The organism is Sphingopyxis sp. (assembly GCF_040216815.1).
Lineage (GTDB): Bacteria > Pseudomonadota > Alphaproteobacteria > Sphingomonadales > Sphingomonadaceae > Sphingopyxis.
In genome coordinates this window covers 200022-222198 of the sequence record NZ_JAVJOJ010000003.1, presented here as the reverse complement: position 1 = coordinate 222198, position 22177 = coordinate 200022, and the positions used below count along the sequence as shown (strand labels likewise).

Here is a 22177-nt window from a genome sequence, read left to right as displayed (position 1 = left end):
CATGAAAAAGGCCGAACGAACCTCGCCCGCGACCATCGGCTTCAGGAACCGTTCCTTGAGTTCGGGGCTGCCCTCCTTGCCGAGCAGGTACATATTGCCCTCGTCTGGCGCCATCGTGTTGCACGCCAGCGGGCCGAGCGGCGACAGGCCGCTCTTGATCAGCACGACCGCGGTTTCGCGCTGGTTGAGGTGGCTGCCGTCGCCGAGAATGTGTGGGGTCAGCACACCCGCGGCGCGCGCACGGTCGCGCATCTCCATCACCAGCTCGTCGGTCGGTGCGCCGTGATGGTCGCGCCGCGGATCGGCTTCATAGGGAATCACGGTTTCGCGAACGAAGGCTTCGACTTTTGCCGCAATGGCGAGCGCCCGTTCCGATATGCCTTCGCTTGCCGTCATTCCGATTCCCTTCGCGATCTATGCAACTTCTCTCAACCCGACGTTGACGTAAGCGTCAAGTTAATTCATGTGCGAAGGCGACAATGCCGTAAGGGCAATTATATTACGAAAGGACGCGCCATGGCTTTCAAGACACGTATTACCGACATGCTGGGTATCGAGCACCCGATCGTCCAGGGCGGAATGCAGAGCGTGGGGTACGCCGAACTTGCGAGCGCAGTATCGAACGCCGGCGGCCTGGGAATCCTGACGGCGCTGACGCAGCCGACGCCCGATGCGCTGCGCGAGGAAATCGAACGCTGCCGAGCGATGACCGACAAGCCGTTCGGGGTGAACATGACGGTATTTCCGACGATCAACGCGCCCGATTACAAGGCCTATGCGCAGGCGATCATCGATGGCGGGGTGAAGATCGTCGAGACGGCGGGGACGCAGGCGGTGCGCGAAATCTGGGAGATGCTGAAACCCCATGGCGTCACAATTCTGCACAAATGCACAGCGGTCCGCCACGCCCTGTCGGCCGAGCGCGCGGGTTGCGACATCATCTCGATCGACGGGTTCGAATGTGCGGGGCACCCCGGCGAGGACGATATTCCGGGGCTGATTCTGATCCCCGCCGCCGCCGACAAGGTGAAAATCCCGATGCTCGCATCGGGTGGGTTCGGCGACGGGCGCGGGTTGATCGCGGCGCTGACGCTTGGCGCCGAGGGTATCAACATGGGCACGCGCTTCTGCGCCACGAAGGAAGCGCCGATCCACGACAATGTAAAACAGGCCTATATCGACAATGACGAACGCGGCAGTTTCCTCATTTTCCGCAGCCTCAAGAACACCGCGCGCGTCGGCAAAAGCGCGGTGAGCGAAGAGGTCGTGCGCCGCCTTGCGGTGCCCGACGCGACCTTTGCCGATGTCGCCGAGCTGGTGAACGGAAAGGCAGGACGCGAACTCCTCGAAACGGGCGATCTTTCGAAGGGCGTCTTCTGGGCCGGGATGGTGCAGGGATTGATCCACGACATTCCGAGCTGCAAGGAATTGATCGACCGGATCATCGCCGAAGCCGATGCCATCGTCGATCAGCGGCTCGCATCGCTGCGGGCCTGATCCGCGTCCACGCTGGCGCGGGGCATCGGCTTTCGATATGATCCGATTCTTCGCGATCTGACCGTATCGAAGCCCGCCGGCGCTCGCGCCCGCCGGCGCGGCAAGGGGGATGCTTGAGCTTCATCGAATATAAGGGTTTCGGCGGTGTCACCCTGTTCGCCGACTTGTTGGGTGACGAAAATGATCCCGCGGTGCTCCTGGTCCCTGCGCCGGGGCAAGCGCGCTCGGTCTGGCGCGACGTCGCAGAGGCGCTTGTCCTGTCGGGGCGGCGGGTCGTCAATCTCGACCTTCGCGACGATGATGGCGGCGCGGACCTGAATGCGCATATCGAGGATCTGCGCGCCGTGCTCGCCCAGATGGGTTCGCGCCCAACGGTCGTCGCGGCCGAACGGGGCGGATGGATCGCGACGCGCGCGCTGACCATCGACGGCGCACAGCTCGCCGCAGGCCTCGTCCTCGTCGACATGCCGGTCGATGAAGACGCCATTGCGAGCGGCGTCGCGGGGCGGCTGGCGCTTCCGACGCTCGTTGTGCGCGGCGGTTTCGCCCCGGCACAGTGCAGCGCGGTGAGCGATACGTTCAACGCCGCGCTACCTGTCGGAGAGAGCGCCGACATCAACGAATGCGACCTCGAACTGGCGGCGGATCGCAACGAAGCACTGCTGGGGCAACTGCTCGAATTTCTCGAACGCCGCCAGCCGCGGGAGGCGATGGAGTTCAAGGCCGGGTCGGACCCGCGCACGCTCCGCGATGCGATGGGCTGTTTCGCGACCGGCATAACGATCGTCACCGCGCTCGACGGGAAGGGAATGCCGGTCGGCCTCACCGCGAACAGCTTTACGTCGGTATCGCTCGATCCGCCGTTGCTGCTCGTTTGTATCGCCAACACTGCGGGAACCGCGCCCGCGCTTCGCGGCGCCGCGCATTTCGGCGTCAATGTGCTGCAGATTGGCCAGCAACCGGCATCGAATCGTTTTGCGACCAGGGGCGAGGACCGTTTTGCCAATCAGCCGTGGGCGCCCGGTCAGACCGGCGTGCCGCTGTTGGGTGGCTCGCTCGTCTCGTTCGAGTGCCAGCGCGAATCGCTGCACGAGGCTGGCGACCATTTCATTCTTGTCGGCCGCGTCGTCCGCGCGCAATTCGAACCGCATCGCGATCCTTTGCTCTATTTTCGCGGAAAATACCGGCGACTGCATTTCGCCTGATGGCGGACAGGGTGGGATTCGAACCCACGGTGAGCTTGCACCCACGGCGGTTTTCAAGACCGCTGCCTTAAACCACTCGGCCACCTGTCCTTGCGTCGCCGCAATAGCGCGCAGGCGCCCCGCGGCAAGCGAAACCTTGCGCGAACGACCCACCGCACGAATGACTCGCCTTGTCCTGCGGCGATCTAGCCAAGGCGCTCGCATCTGTGCGACAGCGGCCCTATGGGTGGGGACATGATGCACGCCAGCAGTTTCAAAATTCGCCGACTTTTTGCGCTTCCTGCGGCCATCCTGTCGGCATGGATGATGACCGCCTCTGCACCGCTTCACGCACAGAGCGGCGATGCGGGGTTCGACGCCTATGTCCAGTCGCTGTGGCCCAAGGCGCAGGCGCGCGGGGTATCACGCGCGACGTTCGACCGCGTCACCGCCGGGCTGCGCTATAATGCGCGCGTCGTTGCGCTCGACCGCGACAATCTGGGATCGCCGTCCAGCCCGAACGCGCCGATCCCGGCTTTTGCACCCTATAAGGCAAAACATGTCGATGCGGCCCGGATTGGCGGCGGTCGGCGCGTCCACGACCGGCTGCTACCGCTCCTGTCGCGGATCGAACAGCGCACCGGCGTACCGACCAGCATCATGATCGCCATTTACGGGCACGAAACCGCTTATGGCCAGGTCACGGGGAATTTCGACCTGCCCGAAGCGCTCGCCACCCTGGCCTATGAAGGGCGCCGCCGAAGCCTGTTCGAGCCCGAACTGATTGCGACGATGGTGATGGTTGAACGCGGCGTTCCGCGCGGCGTGCTGAAAGGCAGCTGGGCGGGAGCCTTCGGTTATCCGCAATTCCTGCCCTCGGTCTATCTGCGCGTCGCCGAGGACGGCGATGGCGACGGCGTGGCGCGCATCTGGTCGAGCGAGGCCGATGCAATCGAGTCGATCGGTTCCTATTTGCGCAATGCCGGTTGGCGTGCAGGCCAGCCGTGGGGGGTCGCGGTAAACGTCCCGGCAGGCTTCGATCGCGGTGCCCTCGCGAACCGTCTGACCCCTACGCGATGCCCCCGCGTTTTCGAACGGCATAGCCGCTGGCGCACGATGGCCGAATGGCGCGCCGCCGGGATCCGACCGGTCGATGGGCGCTGGCCCGACAGCAATATCCAGGCCACTTTGCTCGAACCCGATGGTCCGGGGCGGACCGCCTATTTGCTGACCGGTAACTATCGTGCGATATTGGACTATAATTGTTCCAATTTTTACGCATTGTCTGTGGGGTTGCTGGCGGATGAAATCGATCGTTAAGGGCGGGGGCCTGATCGCAGGCACAATAATGATGCTGTCGGGATGCAGCGCCGTCGGCGGGGCGAATGACGCAAACACGGCGCCTTATCCTGCTGCAGCGCCGGGCGTCGCCGATGGTCCGGTTGTCATCGGTGAGCCGTACAAGATCGGCGATACAAGTTACACACCAGCCGCGATCACCGATTATGACGACGTTGGTTATGCCGGGGTCTATAGCGACGATGCCGCCGGCAAAACGACCGCGAATGGCGAGACCTTCGATCCGGCATGGATCAGCGCCGCGCACAAGACGCTGCCGCTGCCCAGCTATGTCGAGGTGACAAAACTCGATACCGGGCGGACGATCCTGGTCCGCGTCAACGACCGCGGCCCGATGGTCAACGACCGGTTGATCGCGCTGTCCCCCGCGGCTGCGGCACAACTCGGGCTTGACGAAGGCGTCGCGGCGGTTCGTGTACGCCGGACCAACCCGCCCGCCGCCGAGCGCGCGCAGCTTCGCGCCGGAAGGGCGGTTCCCGAACGGATCGCGACCCCGGCATCCCTGCTCGCGATCCTGCGCACCAAGGCACAGGCGCTGCCCGTCCCCAAGGCGGCGAGCCAACCGGCGCCGCCGATCGCATCGGCAAACGCAAAGCCGGGCGACGATCGCATGGAGATCCGCGGCAATGAAGAAACGAGCGAACCGAAGGTAACGCCCGCCGCCGCGGCAAAGCCCGCGCCGGAATCGGGCCGATATATTGTTCAGGTCGGGGCGTTCAGCACCGAAGCTCGCGCCGATGCCGCGGCAAAGCTGGTCGGTGGCTATGTGGCCAAAGCGGGCAAGCTTTGGCACGTTCGTATCGGTCCCTTCGCGACCGAGGCGGACGCCAGCGGCGCGCTGGGCACCGCGCGAAGCAAGGGGTTTCGCGATGCGCTGACCCGGCGCGACCGTTGACGATGGGCGCCAGGGCCTTCCGGGACGTCGCGGCGGCGCTGGCCTTGTCGATTGCGGCGTCGGCCGCCGTTCCGGCGGCGAGTGCGAACCCCGCGCACCCGCCCAGCGCGGCACCGGCCCCTTATACGACGCAGGCGCCGGTCGTGATGCTCAAGGATCTTGAATCGGGTGCGATTCTTTTTTCGCGCGGCGCCGACAAACGCTTTGCCCCCGCATCGATGGCGAAGGTGATGACCGCCTATGTCGTCCTGGACCTCCTCGGTAAAGGGAAGCTGACCCGCGATACCAAATTCACAGTCAGCCCGGCGGCGTGGAAAAAATGGAACAGCAGTACCGGCGGGTCGAGCATGTTCCTAAGCCCGAACGAGCGCGTGTCGGTCGACGATCTGCTGAAGGGACTGATCACCGTTTCGGGCAATGATGCAGCCGCCGTCCTGGCAATCGGAATCGACGGAAGCGAGGAGGCTTTTGTCAAAAGAATGAATGCAGTGGCAACTGATATTGGCATGATGTCAAGCCGATTCGGTACCCCCAATGGCTGGCCCGACGGCGGTATTACCAGGGTCAGCGCATCCGATCTCGTAACGCTCGCCGAGCGGCTCATCCGCGACCATCCTGAAGGCTATGCGCGCTATTTCGCCATTCCCGAACTGACACATGGCGTTTCGCCCGACGGCCGCCCGATCGTTCAGGCAAATCGCAACCCGATTCTGGGCCGATTCGACGGCGCCGACGGTCTCAAGACCGGCTATACGCGCGAGGCGGGCTATTGTTTTCTCGGTTCGGCCGAACGCGGCGGGCGGCGCCTGATCATGGTGGTCGCAGGGCTCACCAGCCAAAAGGCGCGGGCGGAGGAAGCGCAGAAGCTTATGGATTGGGGCTTCGCAACGCGCGCCGCAACCGCAGCGGGGCAACAGGCGAGTCGAAAGAGCCCGGCTACGGGCGCTATGCGCAGATGACAAAATTCGTCGGGCGGGCTACCGCGACCGTATGCGGCGGCGGCACGACATCTTCCCTCAACACGGGCTGACGACATGAACCGCGCGCGTTTCATCACGCTGGAGGGCGGCGAAGGCGTCGGAAAGTCGACGCAGATCCGCGCGCTGGCCGCGGCGTTGGCCGCGCGGTCGATCGAGGTGGTGACGACGCGCGAACCCGGCGGCAGCGCGGGTGCCGAGGCGATCCGTACCCTGCTGATGGAAGGGAACGACGACCGCTGGGACGCGCGCAGCGAGGCATTGCTCTTTGCCGCGGCGCGTGCTGACCATGTCGCACGCACGATCCGTCCGGCGCTCGCCCGCGGTGCATGGGTGCTGTGCGACCGGTTCGTCGATTCGAGCCGCGCCTATCAGGGTGGGGGAGGCGGGATCACCGACGCCGAGGTCCTCGCGCTCCATCGCTTCGGATCCGAAGCCCTGCTGCCCGATCGCACCTTCCTGCTGACGGTGAGTGCAGCCGAGGCCGCGCGGCGGTTGGCAGCGCGCGGGGACAGCGATCGCATGGGGAACAAGCCCGCCGACTATCAGGCGCGCCTCGCCGCGCGCTTCCTCGAAATGGCGGCGGCCGAACCGATGCGATGGCGGGTCGTCGAGGCCGATGCGCCCGCTCCCGACGTTACCGCGGCTATTCTGGCGGGGCTGGCCGAATGGTTGCCATGATCGGCCATCAGGACGCCGAAAAGGCCTTTCTCGAAGCCTGGCAGGGCGGGCGCCTCCATCACGCCTGGCTGCTTGCCGGGCCGCAGGGGATGGGGAAGGGGAGCTTTGCCGAGCGCGCGGCACGCTTTCTCGTCACCCACGGAGCGGGCGGCGAGCGTGGGGCAGCGGCGCTCGACGATCGCGGCGACGACGCGGCCGCACGCTTGGTCGATGCAGGCAACCATCCCGAAATCATCCGGCTGACCCGCCAGCCGAAGGACAAGGGCAAGGACCTCGCGCGCAACATCACGATCGACCAGATTCGGGGCATGATCCGCCGCCTGTACCTTTCGCTATCGCTCGGCGATTGGCGCGTGATCATCGTCGACGCGGTCGACGACCTTGAAAATGACGGCGCCAATGCGTTGCTCAAGACCCTCGAAGAGCCACCCGCGAAAACGCTGTTCCTGTTGGTCAGTCATTCGCCCGGACGCTTGCTGCCGACGATCCGCTCGCGCTGTCGTATCCTTCGTTTTCAACCGGTTGACCGTGACGTCATGCTGCCATGGCTGCACGGGCTGCGCCCGATGCTTGACATCGGCGACGCACGCGCGATCGTCGCCGCTTCGGGCGGCGTGCCCGGCAAGGCGCTGGCGCTGATCGACAGCGACGTCGCGGCGATGGAGAAAAAGCTGCTCGCCATCGCCGCGTCGGGCGATCCTGAAAACCGGTTGCGCGAGGCGCTGGCGCGTGAGGTGGGGGGAACCGCCAATCGCGCCCGGCTCGAACTGGTGATCGATATAGTGCCCGGACTGCTCGCCGCGCTGGCGCGCGAACGCCGGATTGAGGAGATTGCGCCCGTCGTCGCGCAGTGGGACCGCGTGCAGCGCACGGTCCGCGACGCGATCCGCGGTTCCTACGACGGGACGATGGTGGGTTTCGAGATCGGCAATTGTTTGGCCGAGCTCGCGCCCCGTTCGAGCCAATCGGCACGGTGACGCTTTCCCTTCCGCGCGGCAGCGGCTAAGGCGCGCGCATGTCCGAAACCAGCGCCCCCTTTTATATCACGACCGCGATCAGCTATCCCAACGGCCGCCCGCATATCGGCCATGCCTATGAGGCGATCGCCACCGATGTCATGGCCCGTTTCCAGCGCGCCCGCGGCCGCGACGTCCGCCTGATCACCGGAACCGACGAACATGGGCTGAAAATGTTTCAGACTGCGCGCGACCAGGGCCGGGCGACGATCGACCTCGCAGACGAAATGTCCGGATATTTCCGTGATATGTATGCCAAGCTGAACATCAGTTATGACATTTTCATGCGCACGTCGGACAAGGCGCATCACGCCGCGTCGCAAGCGATCTGGCGCGCGATGGACGCCAATGGCGATCTCTATCTCGACCTCTACGAAGGGTGGTATTCGGTTCGCGACGAGGCCTTTTACGACGAGAGCGAACTGACCGAGGGGGAAGGGGGCGCCCGCCTGTCGCCGCAGGGAACGCCCGTCGAATGGACCGTCGAGGAAAGCTGGTTTTTCCGGCTGTCGAATTATCAGGATCGTTTGCTTGCCCTCTATCGCGACAATCCCGACTTCATCCGCCCCGAAAGCCGCCGCAACGAGGTGCTGCGCTTTGTCGAGGGGGGCCTTAAGGATCTGAGCGTATCGCGGACCAGCTTCGATTGGGGCGTGCCGGTGCCAGGATCGCCGGGCCATGTCATGTATGTGTGGGTCGATGCGCTGACCACCTATTTGTCGGGGCTGGGTTACCCCGATCCTGCGAGCGATTTCAGCACCTTCTGGCCGGCCAACATCCATATGATCGGCAAGGATATCGTGCGTTTTCACACGGTTTACTGGCCGGCCTTCCTGATGAGCGCCAACCTGCCGCTGCCGCGGCAGGTGTTCGGCCATGGCTTTCTGCTCAATCGCGGCGAAAAAATGTCCAAGTCGCTGGGCAACGTCGTCGACCCGATGGCGCTCGCCGATCGCTTTGGCGTCGATGCGCTGCGTTATTATCTGCTTCGCGAAGTCAGCTTCGGTCAGGACGGCAGCTATTCGGCCGAGGCGATCGTGCGCACCGCGAACGCCGATCTCGCCAACAGCTTCGGCAATCTGGCGCAGCGCAGCTTGTCGATGATTTTCAAAAACCTGGATGGCATATTGTCGACCGACTGGGCGCCAGCCGAGGACGACATCAATTTGATCGCGGACGTGCTGGACATGGCGCGTACGCGGCTACCGCGCGAATTCGACGCGCTCGCATTCTCGGTCGGGATCGAAGACTGGATTCGGGCGGTGTTCGCCTGCAATCAATATGTCGACACTCAGGCGCCCTGGGCCCTGCGCAAGAGTGATCCCGAGCGGATGCGGGCCGTGCTTATGACGCTGTTTCAAGCCGTGCGCGCACTCGCCATCGCAATCCGTCCGGTTGTGCCCGCTGCCGCCGACAAGCTGCTCGACCAGATGGGCGTCGCCGAGGATGCGCGCGACTTCGCGGCGCTTGCCGATGCGGACTGGTTCGCGAAACTTGTGCAGAGCGGCTTCAGAGTGGCCCAGCCTGTTCCCATCTTCCCACGCCTCGAACTACCGGAGGCGGAAGGGGCGGCGTGATGCTCGTCGATTCGCACTGCCACCTCAACTACAAGGGGCTTGCCGAACAGCAAGCCGAGGTGCTGGCTCGCGCCCGTTCGCGGGGCGTGACCGCGATGCTCAACATTGCCACGCGCGAGAGCGAGTGGGACGATGTGCTCGCTGCGGCGGAAGCCAACGACGATGTATGGGCGAGCGTAGGCATCCACCCGCACGACGCCGATCAGCATCCCGATGTCGATACCGCAAAGCTTGTCGAACGCGCCGCGCATCCGCGCGTGATCGGAATCGGCGAAACCGGGCTCGACTATTATTACGACAAGAGCGACCGCGCGCGGCAACAGGACAGCTTTCGCCGTCACATCCATGCGTCGCAGGCAACCGGGCTTCCCGTCATCGTGCATACACGCGATGCCGAGGCAGACACGCTCGCGCTGCTGGGTGAAGCGATGGCGCAGGCGGCCTTTCCCGGGGTCATTCACTGCTTCACGGCGAGCGACGATTTCGCGCGCAAGGCGCTCGATCTCGGCCTCTACATCTCGATTTCGGGGATCGTGACGTTCAAAAATGCCGCCGCGTTGCAGGCAACGGCCAAATGGCTGCCGCGCGATCGGCTGCTCATTGAAACCGATTCGCCCTTCCTTGCCCCCGTCCCGCACCGCGGCAAGACGGGAGAACCGGCCTTCGTTGCCGACACGCTGGTGTTTCTCGCCGAACTGCGGGGCGAAGATGCGGCGGTACTGGCTGCGGACACTAGCACCAATTTCTATAATCTTTTCAACAAGGCGGCGCCATGATGCCCCACGGCGCATGAAGGTTCGGATTCTCGGCTGCGGCACTTCGTCGGGCGTTCCCCGGCTGGGCAATGATTGGGGGCAGTGCGACCCCGACAATCCGCGCAATTTGCGCAGCCGTGCGTCGATTCTTGTGTCGCTCGGGGGCTTTCGCATCCTCGTCGACACCAGCCCCGATATGCGTTTGCAACTGCTCGATGCCCAGGTGGGAGAGGTCGACGCTGTCATCTGGACGCACGAACACGCCGATCATACGCACGGGCTCGACGACCTGCGCCAGATCATGCACCTGCGCGGCAGTGCCGTGCCCTGTTACGCGCGCGATCATGTACTCGACATACTGAAATGGCGCTTCACCTACGCCTTTGCGGGGAATGCCGGTTATCCGGCGTCGGTCGAGCCTGTCGAACTGGCCGATCACCAGTCGATCGGGCCGATTGAGGTGTCGGCAGTCGAAATGCCGCACGGGCCGATCAAGGCGAGCGGCCTGATTTTCAGCGATGGTGCGCACAAGATCGGATATGCGACTGATTTTTCGAAATTTACCGAGGAAATGGTCGATTTTTTTCAGGGCGTCGACCTGTTCGTTATCGACGCGCTGCGCCGCTATCCGCACCCGACGCACCCGCATTTGGCGATGACGCTCGAAGCGCTCGGCAAAGTCGGTCATCCGCGCGCGATCATCACGCATATGGACAATACGATGGACTATGCCGATCTGGCGGCCGAATTGCCGGGCGGCGTCGAACCGGGTTATGACGGGCTGGAGGTGCAGTTATGACGGGCGATACGACCGTACAGTTGATCTGGTTCGTCGGCGCGTTCACGCTCGTGCTCAGCGCGCTGTTGGCGCGAAGGCTTCCGATGGCCGACTGGCTGAAGATGGGGCTGGCGTGGGTGGCGATATTCGGACTGGTGTTCCTCGTGATCCGGACCTGGCAGGCCGTAACCTGAGCACCGTTCACTTAACATAATATATATTATCGGATAAATACATGCCCGAGACGACCGACATATCCCCTATCGATCGTTTGCTTTCCATCATGCGCCGGCTGCGCGACCCCGACGGCGGCTGCGAATGGGATCTGGCGCAAAATTTTGCGACGATCGCGCCCTATACGATCGAGGAAGCGTATGAAGTCGCCGACGCCATTGCGCACGGGCAGCCCGCTGTAATCTGCGACGAACTGGGCGACCTTTTGCTCCAGGTCGTTTTTCACAGCCAGATCGCGGCCGACGAAGGCTTGTTCGGTTTCGATGACGTCGCGAACGCGATCAGCGACAAGATGGAGCGGCGTCACCCGCACATCTTTGGGAGTGCTGCGAGAGATGACGTGCGCGGCCAATGGGAAGCGATCAAGGCCGACGAGCGCGCGGCCGACGGACCGCAGGGTGCGCTTGCCGGTGTTGCATTATCACTCCCCGCGCTGCTGCGCGCCCAAAAGCTTCAGGCGCGCGCGGCGCGCGTCGGCTTCGACTGGCCCGACACCATGGGACCGCGCGACAAAATAGCGGAGGAACTCACCGAAGTGGCGGAGGCCGCCGACGACGCCGCGCGCCACGAGGAAATCGGCGACCTGCTGTTTGCGGTCGTCAACTATGCCCGCAAGCTGGGGGTCGATGCCGAAACGGCGCTGCGCGACGCCAACCTCAAATTCGCACGGCGTTTCGCGGCGATGGAAGCGCGTGCCGGTGGGTCGATCGCCGGGCTGTCGCTCGACGCTCAGGAAACGCATTGGCAGGCCGTCAAGCGGTCGGCGGTGGCCATAGCCGATCAAATCGCGCCCGGTCCGCTGGATCCAGCCTGACCGTCAGCACATGCCCCTCGCCCTCGGGTTCGTCGGCGAGCACCTCACCGCGGGCGTGGAGCCATGCCATCGCGTCGCCCTGTTCGTAACGAAGATGGATGCGCTGAAGCTGGTGCCGCGCGGTGAGCTGTGACGCCATGAGCGCGCGCGCGGCCTCCACCCCCTCGCCCGTGACAGCCGAAATGACGGCGACGTCGCCGCGCCGTGCGGCGATTTCCTCGACGATCGCGCGCTGTTCGGGGTTAGCGGTGTCGATCTTGTTCCAGATTTCGATCTGCGGGATCGCCGCCGCAACATCGGCGTCGTCGGCATCCTGCGGTCCGTTGACCCCCAGCGAATCGAGGATCGCGCGCACATCGTCATATTGCGCCTCGGTGTCGGGGTGAACGATGTCGCGGACATGGACGATCAGGTCGGCGGTCGTCACTTCTTCCAGCGTCGCGCGGAATGCCGCAACCAACTCGGTGGGCAGGTCAGAGACAAACCCCACCGTATCCGACAGGATCGCCTTGTCGATGCCCGGCAAGCGAATCTCGCGCATCGTGGGGTCGAGCGTCGCGAACAGCATATCTTCCGCCATGACGTCACTTCCCGTCAAGCGATTGAAGAAGGTCGATTTTCCAGCGTTGGTATAGCCGACGAGCGCGATGACCGGCCACGGCGCGCGCTGGCGCTTCGAGCGCTGGAGTTGCCGTGTGCGCCGCGCATCCTCCAGGCTGCGCCGGATACGCGCCATGCGGCTGCGGATCATCCGTCGGTCCGCCTCGATCTGCGTTTCGCCAGGGCCGCCCAGAAAGCCGAAACCGCCACGCTGGCGTTCAAGGTGCGTCCAGCTGCGAACCAGCCGCCCGGCCTGATAATCGAGGTGGGCGAGCTCGACCTGCAACCGCCCCTCGGCCGTCGCGGCGCGCTCGCCGAAAATTTCGAGGATCAGCCCAGTCCGGTCGATCACCTTTGCGCCGAAGGCGGTCTCGAGATTGCGTTGTTGGATCGCAGTGAGCGCGGCGTCCACCACGACCAGTTGGACGTCTTTCGCCGCAATATCGGGCGCGATCACGTCGATCTGGCCCACGCCCAGCAGCGTCGCCGCGCGCGTCTGCCGCAACCGGAGCGTGTGGACCGCCACCACGTCGAGCCCGATGGCGAGCGCAAGCCCCCTCGCCTCACCGGCGCGCGCGTCCGCGTCGCGGGCAAGCCGCTGGCTATGCCATTCGGGCACGATGATCATCGCGCGGGCGCCGCGCGTGACCTCTTCCGTGTCGATTGTGGCGTCGATCAAGCGTCGTCCGCGTCGTCGTCGCCATTGTCGGTCAGGTTGATCGGTCCGTTTGGCTGAACCGTGGAAATGGCGTGTTTGTAGACCAGCTGCACCTGCCGCTCGCGTTCGAGCAGCATACAGAAAAGGTCGAATGCAACGATGTCGCCCTGAAGCATCACGCCGTTGACGAGGAACATCGTCACCGATTCATCGGAACGGCGAACGGCGTTCAGGAACACGTCCTGCAACGCTTTGCCCTTGCTGGCCGGCGCGTCGCGCAGATTGTCGCCCAGCAGCGACAGATCGAAATCGTGCGAGGGCATCACGGTCGAAATCGCATGCTTATACACCAGCTGCGATTGGCCATCGCGGCGGAGAAGCAGCGAAAAATTGTCGAACCAGGTGATGATGCCCTGAAGCTTGACCCCCTTGACGAGAAACATCGTGACCGGCGTTTTGCTTTTGCGGAGAGCGTTGAGAAAAATATCCTGAAGATTCTGGTTTTTATCGGACAAATTTGCCTCCTGTTCTTGGCGGTGAAACCGCGGGTACGGCGCCGGTTTCCCGGCATTCAAGACCTTCTTGCGCACAATATGCGGCAAAGCCTGCATATCGTCCAGCGCTAAGCCTAGCTTTCGCTATCCGAACTCTCGGTAAGCCCCAAAAGTTTCAGTTTGCGGTGCAGCGCCGATCGTTCCATTCCGATGAAGCTCGCCGTGCGCGAGATATTGCCCGAAAAGCGATTGATCTGGATGCGAAGATATTCGCGCTCGAAATTCTCGCGCGCTTCCTTGAGCGGAATCGCGGTGATCGATTCCGAATGGGGCATAATATCGCTTCCCCCCCGCACCAATTCGGCCGGCAGCATATCGGCGTCGATGCGTGCCAGCCGGTCGCCGGGCGCCAGGATCATCACTCGTTCGATCACGTTGCGCAGCTCGCGCACATTGCCCGGCCATTCGTGGGCCTGCAGTGCGGCCATCGCCTCGGCGCTGATCTCGGGCGGCGCAACGCGGCGATCGGCGGCATAGCGGCGGAAAAAATGATCGCAAAGGCTTGCGATATCGTCGCGGCGTTCGCGCAGCGAAGGAATATGCACCGGCACCACGTTGAGCCGATAATAGAGATCCTCGCGAAAACGGTTCTCGGCAATCTCCGTCGTCAGGTCGCGCGCGGACCCCGAAATGATCCGAACATCGACGCGGATCATTGTCCGGCCCCCGACGCGCGTAAAACTCTGATCGGTAAGGACACGCAGGATCTTTCCCTGCGTCGTCAGCGGCATGTCGGCGACCTCGTCGAGAAACAAGGTGCCGCCATGCGCCTGTTCGAGCAGGCCGACCCGGATTGATCCGTCTTCGGTCTCGGAACCGAACAGCTCCAGCTCGACCGTTTCGGGATCCATCCGCGCCGACGAAATCACGCGGAACGGCGCATTGTGCCGCCCGCTCCAGCCATGCAGGACACGCGCGGCGACCTCTTTCCCGACACCCGGCGCGCCGGTGATGAGGACGCGGCTGCCCGTCCCCGCCACGCGTTTCAGCGTTGCGCGGACATTGTTGATCGCGGCGCTATTGCCGGTCAGCTCTTCGGCCGCGCCGGCCTTTTCGCGCAGTTGCTCATATTCGAATTTCAGCCGTTCATTCTCGGTAGCGCGCGCCACAAGGTGCAGCAGTCGCGATGCTTCGAACGGCTTTTCGATAAAATCGAACGCCCCGCGGCGGATCGCCGCGACCGCGGTGTCGAGCCCTCCGTGACCCGAGATGACGATGATCGGCAGCGTCGGGTCGAACGCCTTGATTGCCTCGACCAGTCCCAGCCCGTCGAGGCGCGAGCCCTGCAACCACACGTCGATGAGCGCGAGCGACGGGCGCCGCTGGCGGATCGCTTCGAGCGCCGCGTCGCTGTCGAACGCGGTCCGCGCTTCGTAACCTTCGTCCTCCATGACCCCGGCCACGAGGTCGCAGATGTCGCGCTCATCGTCGACGATCAAAATATCAAGCGCCATGATCTTCTTTGTCCTGCCGGTTTCGGATGCGCCCCGGGACCGTTTCGGTCCGGCCGACGGCAGTTTCGCCGCCCTGCCCTGCCAGCGGCCGCAGCCGATCGGGATGCAGCGTCAGCGTGACGCAGGTTCCCCGCCCCGCCGGATTATCCGAAAATTCCAGTTCGCCATAATGTTGCTCGACGATCTTCTTGACGATCGCCAGGCCCAGGCCGGTCCCGCCCTGCCGCGTCGTCATATAGGGTTCGGCGATCGCGTCGCGCGCCTCGGGCAAACCGATCCCGTCGTCGGTTACGCGAATGACGATCGTGTCGTTCGCGCCGGCCTCCAGCTCGGCGCTGATATTGCCGATCGCCGCCTCTCCAGTGTTTTTATATTTTTCTTCAATCGCTTCTACCGCATTCTTGACAATGTTTGTCACGGCTTGCGACAAGAGCCGACGATCGCAGACGAGCGGTTCTATGTCCGCTGGCGTCTTCACCGTGAACACGATGTCGGGCTTGGCGACCTCGAACAGAAACACCGCCTGGCGCAAAACGTCGCGTACATCCTCGACCCCGAATGTCGGCTTGGGCATCCGCGCGAAACTCGAAAATTCATCGACCATCCGGCGCATGTCATGCACCTGGCGGATCACCGTGTCGGTGAGTTTGCGGAACGTCGGCGCATCGCCCTCGACGCGATCACCGAACCGGCGCTGCAAGCGCTCGGCGGCGAGCTGGATGGGGGTCAGCGGATTCTTGATCTCGTGCGCGATGCGGCGCGCGACGTCGGACCAGGCGGCGCGCCGCTGATCGAGAAGCTGCTGCGTAATATCTTCAAAACTGAGGACAAAGCCGTCGCCCTGTCCCACCGCCTTGGCCGCAAGCGTCGCCGGTTCGGCATCCTTGCGTGCCAGCTGGACGATCGCCTCGCGTTCATTGCCAGTCAACAGCTGCGCGAGCTCGGGCGCGACCGCGTCGAGCGGCAGCCCTGTCATTTCGTCGGCCGAACGGCCGATAAGCCTTTCCGCTGCGGCATTGGCAAGCAGGATGCGGCGCTCGGCATCGACCGATACGACGGCTGAGGAAACGCCGCTCAGCACCGCCTCGATAAAGCTCCGCCGCGCCTCCAGCTGCTCGTTCACATTGACGAGCGCCCCGGTCTGTCCTTCGAGCTGTTCGGTCATGCGGTTGAAAGCGCGCGTCAGGACCGAGATTTCATCGTCGCGCGCGGGCGGGATCACGCGAACCGACAGATCGCCGCCCGCGGCGGTGCGCGTCGCGCCGATCAGCGTTCCCAGCGGCCGCACGATGCGGTCGGCGACCACGATCGCGGCGACGACGGCCAGCGCAAGCAGCAGGAGTGAGCCGAGATAAAGCGCGCCATTGAATTGGAGTTGCAGCATCTGCGACCGATCGAACAGCTGATTGTAATCGGCGAGAACCGCGCCCGCTCGCGCCGATTGCTGGAAACCCGGCACATTGGTATCGCGCGACGCATAGACATAGGCGCGATCGGTACCGGGCAGGCGCGCCGCCGCTTCGATGCGATTGGCCTGCCGGACGACGACGACGTCCTCACCCGCGTTCAGGCGAGCGATCATCGCTGGATTCAGGCGGTTTTCGGCCGCCCGGTCATCGGGGTTGATCGCTGTAGCCGTCCGCGCCAAGCCGTCGCGGCCAATCTCGATGATCGCCGATTCATTGAGGCTGCGGACCACCACCTGTTGAAGATAATAGTCGTTAAAACCCGGCGCATCGATCGGATACTGCCGGAGCCGCGTGCCAAGGTCGGTCGCCATCGCAAAGGTGTTCGCACCGACCTGGCGTTGATTTTCCTGATAATAGCCTTCGGCAAGGTTCGCGGCATTTTCGAACATGCCGCGCGACCGGTCCGAAAACCAGAAATCGACCCCGAACTGGAACAGCAGCGACGCAAAGATCACGACGAGCAAGGTCGGCGCCGCTGCAATCAACGAAAAAAGCGCGACGAGCCGCACGTGCAACCGCCCGTTGCCGCCCGCCATCGAACGAACGGCGCGTGCGCGCGCGACGCGGCTGCCGATCAGCACGATGAGCGCCATCGCCGGCACGAGGTTGGCAACCATGATCGCGGCGACCAGCGCAGGCGTCAGTAACCGTTCGCTTTGCGCGTCTCCCGTCACGAAAATATAGGTGGCGATCGCAATGCTCACCATGGCGGCGAGCGCGTAATATTCCGGCGCGCCAAAGCGCCATACGCCCGAGCGCAGATCCTGAGCGTCCGGTTCCAAGTCGAAAGGCGGGGCAGCGGCCGACGTCATTGTTGCCTCGATACGACATTCCTGTTGCATAGAAAACACACAATTACGCTTTTGCAGCACAGCCGCGATCGGGTCTCGGCATTTCAGGGATGCAGCGGGTCGATTTCGAGCTGCGCCAGCCGCTTGCGCAACGTATTGCGATTGATGCCAAGGCGCCTTGCCGCCTCCAGCTGATTGCCGCGGACATCGCTGAGGACGCGGCGGAACAGCGCGGCCTCGACGATCGCCTCGAGCTGGCTGTGGATTTCGCCGTCGAGATCGGCGCTCGCCACCTTCTCGCGCGTCCAATCGTCGACCGCGCGCGCTATCAGCACCGCGGGGTCGACCACACCGCCTCTCTCGCCATTTTCGCGCAGCACCATCTCGACCTCGCGCGCGGTGACGACAGTGTCACGCGAAAGCACGGCGAGCCGCTGGACCACGTTGCCGAGTTCACGCACATTGCCCGGCCAGTCGTGGCGCTCCAGCCATTGCATCGCTTCGGGAGCGAATTGCCGATCAGGGAGCCCGGCCCCGCGACCGACCTCGACGAAATGACGGACGAGCGCGGCAATGTCGCTGCGGCGGTCGCGCAACGGCGGCAAGGTCACGGGGATGACATTGAGCCGATAGAAAAGATCCTCGCGGAACCGGCCATCGGCAACCAGCGTGCGCATGTCGCGGTGCGTCGCGGCGATGACGCGGACATCGGCACGCAGCGCCTGGCTGCCGCCGACGGTCGAATATTCGTTGCTCTGAAGCACACGCAGCAGCCGGGTCTGCGCCTCCAAAGGCATGTCGCCGATTTCGTCAAGGAACAGCGTCCCCCCCGCCGCCTGCTCGAAACGGCCTGCACTGCGGCTGTGCGCGCCGGTAAAAGCTCCCTTTTCGTGACCGAACAGCTCGGCCTCGATCAGCTCGCGCGGGATCGCCGCCATGTTGATCGCGACGAACGGGCCGGCACGGCGGAGCCCCGTCGCATGTATCGCGCGCGCGACAACCTCTTTGCCCGTACCCGATTCGCCCAAGATCAAGACCGCGAGATCGTTGGTCGCGAGCCGCGCGATCGTCCGGTAAACCGCCTGCATCGCGGGCGCGCGCCCCACAAGACCGTGACTGTCCGCGGGCGGCGCCGGATCGCCGGTCGCAGCCTCGACGCGTCGTTGCAGCGCCGCACGAACGCTCGCCGTCAGTTCGTCGAGGTCAAAGGGTTTGGGCAGATAATCATAGCTGCCGATACCGGTCGCACGGACGGCGGTATCGAGTGTGTTCTGCGCCGACAGCACGATCACCGGCGTCATGGGATCGACGCCCGCGTGGACGAGCGAGTCGATGCCGTCGCCGTCGGGCAGCACGACATCGGTTATGATCAGGTCAGGACTGTGGCCCGCCAGCCAGGCGTTGCGCTCGGCGATGCTGCCGACCGACGCCAGAAGGCCGCATTCGCCGTCGAGCGTTTCGCGGATGATCATCGCGATCGCCGGATCATCCTCGACCAGCAGGATCGTCTTGCCGTCGCTCATCCCCGTTCCTTCGATTGCGCGACGGGCAGATGAACCCGAAAGCGCGTCCACTCGCCGTCGCGCATATGCTGGACGGTCCCTCCCATATCGCGCGCCAGCTTGGCGACGAGCGCGAGGCCAAGCCCCCTGCCCTCGCGCTTGGTCGTCACAAAGGGATCGAACAGGTCGCCGCGAATGTCGGCGGGAACGCCCGGCCCGTTGTCGCTGACGCTCACCTCGATCGGCAGTGCGATGCGGCCGCGGCCGTCACCATTGTCGATCGAAAGGCCATGCCGATAGGCGGTCGCAAGCCGCACCACGCCATCGTCGCGCCCCGCCAACGCCTCGCAGCCGTTGGTCAGAAGGTTGAGCAATATCTGCACCATGGCGTCATGGCTGCCGTGGACGAGGGGAAGCGACGGGTCGAAATCCTCGACGAAGCGGATACCTGGAAACTGGCGCGCGCGCGCAGTTTCCATCGCCTGATGGATCGGCTGATACAGATTGATCGGACTGCACGCGATGGGCTGCCCGCGCGAAAAATGCTCCATCTGGTCGATCAGCGTCGCGATCCGGTCGACCTCGGCACAGATCAGCGTGGTAAAGCGTTCGCCGCCCGCATCGGTTTTGCGCGCCAGCAGCTGCGCGGCGCCCTTGATGCCCGCGAGCGGATTCTTGATCTCGTGCGCCAGCATCGACGCCGCCGCTCCGGCCGCACGGCTCGACCGGCCGATCGCGCCGCCCATCAATTCGCCATCGCTTTGCGACGGCACGAGCGCGAGGATGCGATGCCCGCTCTGGCCATAGGGGACCATCTGCATGTCGACAAAGATCGACTTGCGGCCTCCCAGCGTGATTTCGGTTCGATGCGCGAAAAGCGCTGACGTCGCGGCGTCGTTCATTCGCTGGCGATAGCTGCGGTCCATCTGGATGACGTCATAGATCACGCGCCCGATCATCGCCGACCGGCTGACATTGCAAAGCTGTTCGGCGGCGGCGTTGACGAACAGCACGACCCCGCCGCTGTCGATCAACAACGTCGGTACCGGGTGCGACTGGATCAGCTCGTCATGGTCAAAGCTTGGGATGCTCGACGTGCGCGCGGTCACGCGGCCGCCTTGGTCAGATGCGGGCCGTAGAAAGCCTCGAGCGCGTCGAGGACGCCCTTGCTGTCAGGGATCTGGTTGGCCTTGTTCCGGAACTCGGCCGAACCGTGCAGGCCCTTGACATACCAGCCAAGATGCTTGCGCGCCATATTGACGCCCGTTGTTTCGCCATAATGGTCGATCATCGCGCGATAATGCGATGTAATGACGTCATATTGTTCGTCGAGGCCGGGGTCGGGCCGCTCGCCTTCGCCGCGCAGCGCGGCCATCACCTGTCCGAGCAGCCACGGGCGACCATAGGCACCCCGCCCGATCATAACGCCATCGGCACCGCTTTGCTCCAGCGCCCGGCGCGCATCGTCGGCCGAACAAATATCGCCGTTGACGATCACGGGGATCGAGACCGCATTCTTGACCGTGCGGACAAACGCCCAGTCGGCCTCGCCGCGGTACATCTGATTGCGCGTCCGGCCATGGACCGTCACCAGCTTTGCCCCCAGATCTTCGGCGATATGCGCAAGTTCGGGGGCGTTGAGGCTGTCGTGACACCAGCCCATTCGCATCTTGACGGTTACGGGAACCGAAACCGCCTTCACACAGGATTCGATCAGCGCCGCAGCGAGCTTCAGGTCGCGCATCAGCGCCGATCCCGCATCGCCATTGGTCACTTTACGCACCGGACAACCCATATTGATGTCGATGATCGATGCGCCGCGATCTTCGTTGAGCTTGGCCGCCTCGCCCATTTCATAGGGGGTGCAGCCGACGAGCTGCATCGATACCGGCTCCTCGACCGGATCCCACGCGGCCTTCTGGATCGACTGGCGCGTCTCGCGGATCGCGGCCTGACTCGCAATCATTTCGGTGACGTTGAGCCCCGATCCATAATAGCGGACGAGCTTGCGGAACGGCAGGTCGGTAACGCCCGTCATCGGCGCGAGGATCACGGGATCCGCGATGGTGATGTTGCCGATCTGGATGGGCCGCAGCGGCGCCATGGGCGGGGAGCTTTCGTTGCAGTGCCTAAAATTTAAGCAGCGCCCCTACACGCTATGCGGCTTTCCCGCAAGCCGCGGCTGCGCTAACCGGCGCGGGTCATGTCCGAGTCCTCCGCCTTGCCCCCTTCCCCCGTCGCCGCGATTCTGCTCGCCGGCGGCCAGGGCACGCGCGCGGGCTTTGCACAGCCGAAGCAACTGGAGTCGCTAGGCGGCAAGCCGGTGCTTCGCTGGAGCCTGGACGCGCTGGCGGCCGATCGCCGCGTGTCGGTCGGCGTACTGGTTGCCAGCCATGACGTCGCCGCCGCTGCCGGCTTCTTGCCGAAAGGCTGGATCGCTACCGACCCCGGCGCGGAGCGCCAGCAGTCGGTGGCCAATGCGCTGGCCGCATTGTCGGATTGGCCCGACGAAGCGCTCATTCTTGTTCACGACGCCGCGCGCCCCGGCCTCGGCGCCGCGGTGATCGACCGCTTGCTAGCGGCACTCGACAGCGCCGACGCCGTTATCCCGGTGCTCCCCGTGCCCGACACATTGATCGAAGCGGAGGGTGCCCAGGCAGGCGATGTCGTCCCGCGCGACCGGCTGGCGCGCGTCCAGACGCCGCAGGCCTTTCGCCTCGGCGTTTTGCGCCGCGCGCATACCGAAGCTGCGGGTTCAGCGGCGACCGACGATGCACAGCTCGTCCGCAGCCTTGGCGTCGCGGTCGCGACGGTGGAGGGCGACGCGCGGCTCCACAAACTGACATATGCCGAGGATATGGCGATTCTGTCGGGGTTGCTGGGGGTAAGGGATATGATGCGAGCCGCGGTTGGCATGGGCTATGACGTCCACCGCCTCGTCGAAGGCAAGCCGCTGTGGATCGGCGGTATAAAAATCGAACATAGTCATGGACTTGAAGGCCACAGTGATGCCGATGTCGGGCTTCATGCGCTGACCGACGCGATTCTTGGCGCGCTAGGGGATGGCGACATCGGCGACCATTTCCCGCCGAGCGACCCGCAATGGCGCGGCGCGGCGTCGCACCGCTTCCTCGCCTTCGCCGGCGAGCGCGTGGCGGCGAACGGCGGCCGCATCGGCCACCTCGATCTCACCATCGTCGCGGAGGCCCCGCGAATCGGGCCCCACCGCGTCGCGATTCGCAATCGTATCGCGGAAATCCTTGCGATTCCGGCGGGACGGGTTAGTGTGAAAGCGACAACGACAGAGCGGCTCGGCTTCACCGGCCGCCGCGAGGGGATCGCGGCCCAGGCCGTTGCGACCATCCAACTTCCGGAGATTTGA

At 64.3% G+C, this 22177-nt stretch carries 21 protein-coding genes and 1 tRNA gene; 13 read left to right on the top strand and 9 right to left on the bottom strand.

Annotation, left to right across the window (positions count from 1 at the left end; genetic code table 11):
- On the bottom strand, positions 1-396 hold a 396-nt coding region (locus tag RIA72_RS03755), incomplete at its 3' end, for an acyl-CoA dehydrogenase family protein (protein ID WP_350031023.1).
- Positions 397-516: 120 nt separating this feature from the next.
- On the opposite strand from RIA72_RS03755, the gene RIA72_RS03750 reads away from it, so the two are divergent.
- Together RIA72_RS03750 and RIA72_RS03745 are read left to right on the top strand one after the other, a co-directional pair.
- The gene (locus tag RIA72_RS03750) at positions 517-1497 is read left to right on the top strand and encodes an NAD(P)H-dependent flavin oxidoreductase (protein WP_350031022.1); all 981 of its coding nucleotides are present in this window, start codon (positions 517-519) and stop codon (positions 1495-1497) included.
- Positions 1498-1610: 113 nt separating this feature from the next.
- On the top strand, positions 1611-2702 hold the full coding sequence (locus RIA72_RS03745) for a flavin reductase (protein WP_350031021.1): 1092 nt from the start codon (positions 1611-1613) through the stop codon (positions 2700-2702).
- Here RIA72_RS03745 and RIA72_RS03740 read toward each other — a convergent pair.
- Positions 2703-2792: transfer RNA gene (locus tag RIA72_RS03740), tRNA-Ser, on the bottom strand.
- A 216-nt stretch (positions 2793-3008) separates the two neighbouring features.
- Here RIA72_RS03740 and RIA72_RS03735 point away from each other — a divergent pair.
- The 10 genes from RIA72_RS03735 (at position 3009) to mazG (ending at position 11767) form a co-directional block, all read left to right on the top strand.
- Complete coding sequence (locus RIA72_RS03735) at positions 3009-4001, top strand: lytic murein transglycosylase (protein ID WP_350031033.1); 993 nt, start codon at positions 3009-3011, stop codon at positions 3999-4001.
- A complete protein-coding gene (locus RIA72_RS03730; protein WP_350031020.1) occupies positions 3985-4935 on the top strand; it encodes a septal ring lytic transglycosylase RlpA family protein in 951 nt (316 codons plus the stop codon). Before RIA72_RS03735 ends, RIA72_RS03730 begins: the two co-directional genes overlap by 17 nt.
- 2 nt (positions 4936-4937) lie before the next feature.
- Positions 4938-5894, top strand: coding sequence for a D-alanyl-D-alanine carboxypeptidase family protein (locus RIA72_RS03725; RefSeq protein ID WP_350031019.1), 957 nt, complete (start codon positions 4938-4940; stop codon positions 5892-5894).
- Positions 5895-5969: 75 nt separating this feature from the next.
- Entirely contained in the window at positions 5970-6593 is a 624-nt protein-coding gene (tmk, locus tag RIA72_RS03720; protein ID WP_350031018.1) for a dTMP kinase, read from the top strand.
- The gene (locus tag RIA72_RS03715; RefSeq protein WP_350031017.1) at positions 6581-7570 is read left to right on the top strand and encodes a DNA polymerase III subunit delta'; all 990 of its coding nucleotides are present in this window, start codon (positions 6581-6583) and stop codon (positions 7568-7570) included. The genes tmk and RIA72_RS03715 overlap by 13 nt, the downstream gene beginning before the upstream one ends.
- Before the next feature lie 38 nt (positions 7571-7608).
- Complete coding sequence (gene metG, locus RIA72_RS03710) at positions 7609-9186, top strand: methionine--tRNA ligase (protein ID WP_350031016.1); 1578 nt, start codon at positions 7609-7611, stop codon at positions 9184-9186.
- Positions 9186-9962, top strand: a complete 777-nt coding sequence (locus RIA72_RS03705) for a TatD family hydrolase (protein WP_350031015.1) — start codon at positions 9186-9188, stop codon at positions 9960-9962. Before metG ends, RIA72_RS03705 begins: the two co-directional genes overlap by 1 nt.
- Before the next feature lie 13 nt (positions 9963-9975).
- Complete coding sequence (locus RIA72_RS03700; protein ID WP_350031014.1) at positions 9976-10740, top strand: MBL fold metallo-hydrolase; 765 nt, start codon at positions 9976-9978, stop codon at positions 10738-10740.
- Positions 10737-10913 carry a hypothetical protein gene (locus tag RIA72_RS03695; RefSeq protein ID WP_350031013.1) on the top strand — a complete coding sequence of 59 codons (177 nt, stop codon included), beginning with the start codon at positions 10737-10739 and terminating at the stop codon, positions 10911-10913. The genes RIA72_RS03700 and RIA72_RS03695 overlap by 4 nt, the downstream gene beginning before the upstream one ends.
- 41 nt (positions 10914-10954) lie before the next feature.
- A complete protein-coding gene (gene mazG, locus RIA72_RS03690; RefSeq protein ID WP_350031012.1) occupies positions 10955-11767 on the top strand; it encodes a nucleoside triphosphate pyrophosphohydrolase in 813 nt (270 codons plus the stop codon).
- Here the strand turns inward: mazG and hflX are convergent.
- From hflX to dusB, 7 genes are all read right to left on the bottom strand, one after another.
- Entirely contained in the window at positions 11706-12995 is a 1290-nt protein-coding gene (gene hflX, locus RIA72_RS03685; protein WP_350031032.1) for a GTPase HflX, read from the bottom strand. The genes mazG and hflX overlap by 62 nt on opposite strands.
- A gap of 47 nt (positions 12996-13042) precedes the next feature.
- Positions 13043-13636 (bottom strand): RNA chaperone Hfq, encoded by a 594-nt coding sequence (gene hfq / locus RIA72_RS03680; protein ID WP_502957929.1) that lies wholly within the window; start codon positions 13634-13636, stop codon positions 13043-13045.
- A gap of 17 nt (positions 13637-13653) precedes the next feature.
- Entirely contained in the window at positions 13654-15033 is a 1380-nt protein-coding gene (gene ntrX / locus RIA72_RS03675; protein WP_350031011.1) for a nitrogen assimilation response regulator NtrX, read from the bottom strand.
- The gene (locus RIA72_RS03670; RefSeq protein ID WP_350031010.1) at positions 15023-17314 is read right to left on the bottom strand and encodes a sensor histidine kinase; all 2292 of its coding nucleotides are present in this window, start codon (positions 17312-17314) and stop codon (positions 15023-15025) included. Before RIA72_RS03670 ends, ntrX begins: the two co-directional genes overlap by 11 nt.
- Positions 17315-17397: 83 nt before the next feature.
- Positions 17398-18816 (bottom strand): sigma 54-interacting transcriptional regulator, encoded by a 1419-nt coding sequence (locus tag RIA72_RS03665; RefSeq protein WP_350031009.1) that lies wholly within the window; start codon positions 18814-18816, stop codon positions 17398-17400.
- On the bottom strand, positions 18813-19904 hold the full coding sequence (locus RIA72_RS03660; RefSeq protein ID WP_350031008.1) for a two-component system sensor histidine kinase NtrB: 1092 nt from the start codon (positions 19902-19904) through the stop codon (positions 18813-18815). The genes RIA72_RS03665 and RIA72_RS03660 overlap by 4 nt, the downstream gene beginning before the upstream one ends.
- Positions 19901-20899, bottom strand: a complete 999-nt coding sequence (gene dusB, locus RIA72_RS03655) for a tRNA dihydrouridine synthase DusB (protein ID WP_350031007.1) — start codon at positions 20897-20899, stop codon at positions 19901-19903. The genes RIA72_RS03660 and dusB overlap by 4 nt, the downstream gene beginning before the upstream one ends.
- 99 nt (positions 20900-20998) lie before the next feature.
- On the opposite strand from dusB, the gene RIA72_RS03650 reads away from it, so the two are divergent.
- Positions 20999-22177: a bifunctional 2-C-methyl-D-erythritol 4-phosphate cytidylyltransferase/2-C-methyl-D-erythritol 2,4-cyclodiphosphate synthase gene (locus tag RIA72_RS03650; protein ID WP_350031006.1), complete on the top strand. Its 1179-nt coding sequence runs from the start codon at positions 20999-21001 to the stop codon at positions 22175-22177.

What these genes read in the sequence shown, in the direction of transcription:
- RIA72_RS03750 (WP_350031022.1), top strand. Translation starts at nt 517, where the DNA reads ATGGCTTTCAAGACACGTATTACCGACATGCTGGGTATCGAGCACCCG.
- RIA72_RS03735 (WP_350031033.1), top strand. Translation starts at nt 3,009, where the DNA reads ATGACCGCCTCTGCACCGCTTCACGCACAGAGCGGCGATGCGGGGTTC.
- RIA72_RS03730 (WP_350031020.1), top strand. Translation starts at nt 3,985, where the DNA reads ATGAAATCGATCGTTAAGGGCGGGGGCCTGATCGCAGGCACAATAATG.
- RIA72_RS03725 (WP_350031019.1), top strand. Translation starts at nt 4,938, where the DNA reads ATGGGCGCCAGGGCCTTCCGGGACGTCGCGGCGGCGCTGGCCTTGTCG.
- tmk (WP_350031018.1), top strand. Translation starts at nt 5,970, where the DNA reads ATGAACCGCGCGCGTTTCATCACGCTGGAGGGCGGCGAAGGCGTCGGA.
- RIA72_RS03715 (WP_350031017.1), top strand. Translation starts at nt 6,581, where the DNA reads ATGGTTGCCATGATCGGCCATCAGGACGCCGAAAAGGCCTTTCTCGAA.
- metG (WP_350031016.1), top strand. Translation starts at nt 7,609, where the DNA reads ATGTCCGAAACCAGCGCCCCCTTTTATATCACGACCGCGATCAGCTAT.
- RIA72_RS03705 (WP_350031015.1), top strand. Translation starts at nt 9,186, where the DNA reads ATGCTCGTCGATTCGCACTGCCACCTCAACTACAAGGGGCTTGCCGAA.
- RIA72_RS03700 (WP_350031014.1), top strand. Translation starts at nt 9,976, where the DNA reads ATGAAGGTTCGGATTCTCGGCTGCGGCACTTCGTCGGGCGTTCCCCGG.
- RIA72_RS03695 (WP_350031013.1), top strand. Translation starts at nt 10,737, where the DNA reads ATGACGGGCGATACGACCGTACAGTTGATCTGGTTCGTCGGCGCGTTC.
- mazG (WP_350031012.1), top strand. Translation starts at nt 10,955, where the DNA reads ATGCCCGAGACGACCGACATATCCCCTATCGATCGTTTGCTTTCCATC.
- hflX (WP_350031032.1), bottom strand. Translation starts at nt 12,995, where the DNA reads ATGATCATCGTGCCCGAATGGCATAGCCAGCGGCTTGCCCGCGACGCG.
- hfq (WP_502957929.1), bottom strand. Translation starts at nt 13,636, where the DNA reads ATGCAGGCTTTGCCGCATATTGTGCGCAAGAAGGTCTTGAATGCCGGG.
- ntrX (WP_350031011.1), bottom strand. Translation starts at nt 15,033, where the DNA reads ATGGCGCTTGATATTTTGATCGTCGACGATGAGCGCGACATCTGCGAC.
- RIA72_RS03670 (WP_350031010.1), bottom strand. Translation starts at nt 17,314, where the DNA reads ATGACGTCGGCCGCTGCCCCGCCTTTCGACTTGGAACCGGACGCTCAG.
- RIA72_RS03665 (WP_350031009.1), bottom strand. Translation starts at nt 18,816, where the DNA reads ATGAGCGACGGCAAGACGATCCTGCTGGTCGAGGATGATCCGGCGATC.
- dusB (WP_350031007.1), bottom strand. Translation starts at nt 20,899, where the DNA reads ATGGCGCCGCTGCGGCCCATCCAGATCGGCAACATCACCATCGCGGAT.
- RIA72_RS03650 (WP_350031006.1), top strand. Translation starts at nt 20,999, where the DNA reads ATGTCCGAGTCCTCCGCCTTGCCCCCTTCCCCCGTCGCCGCGATTCTG.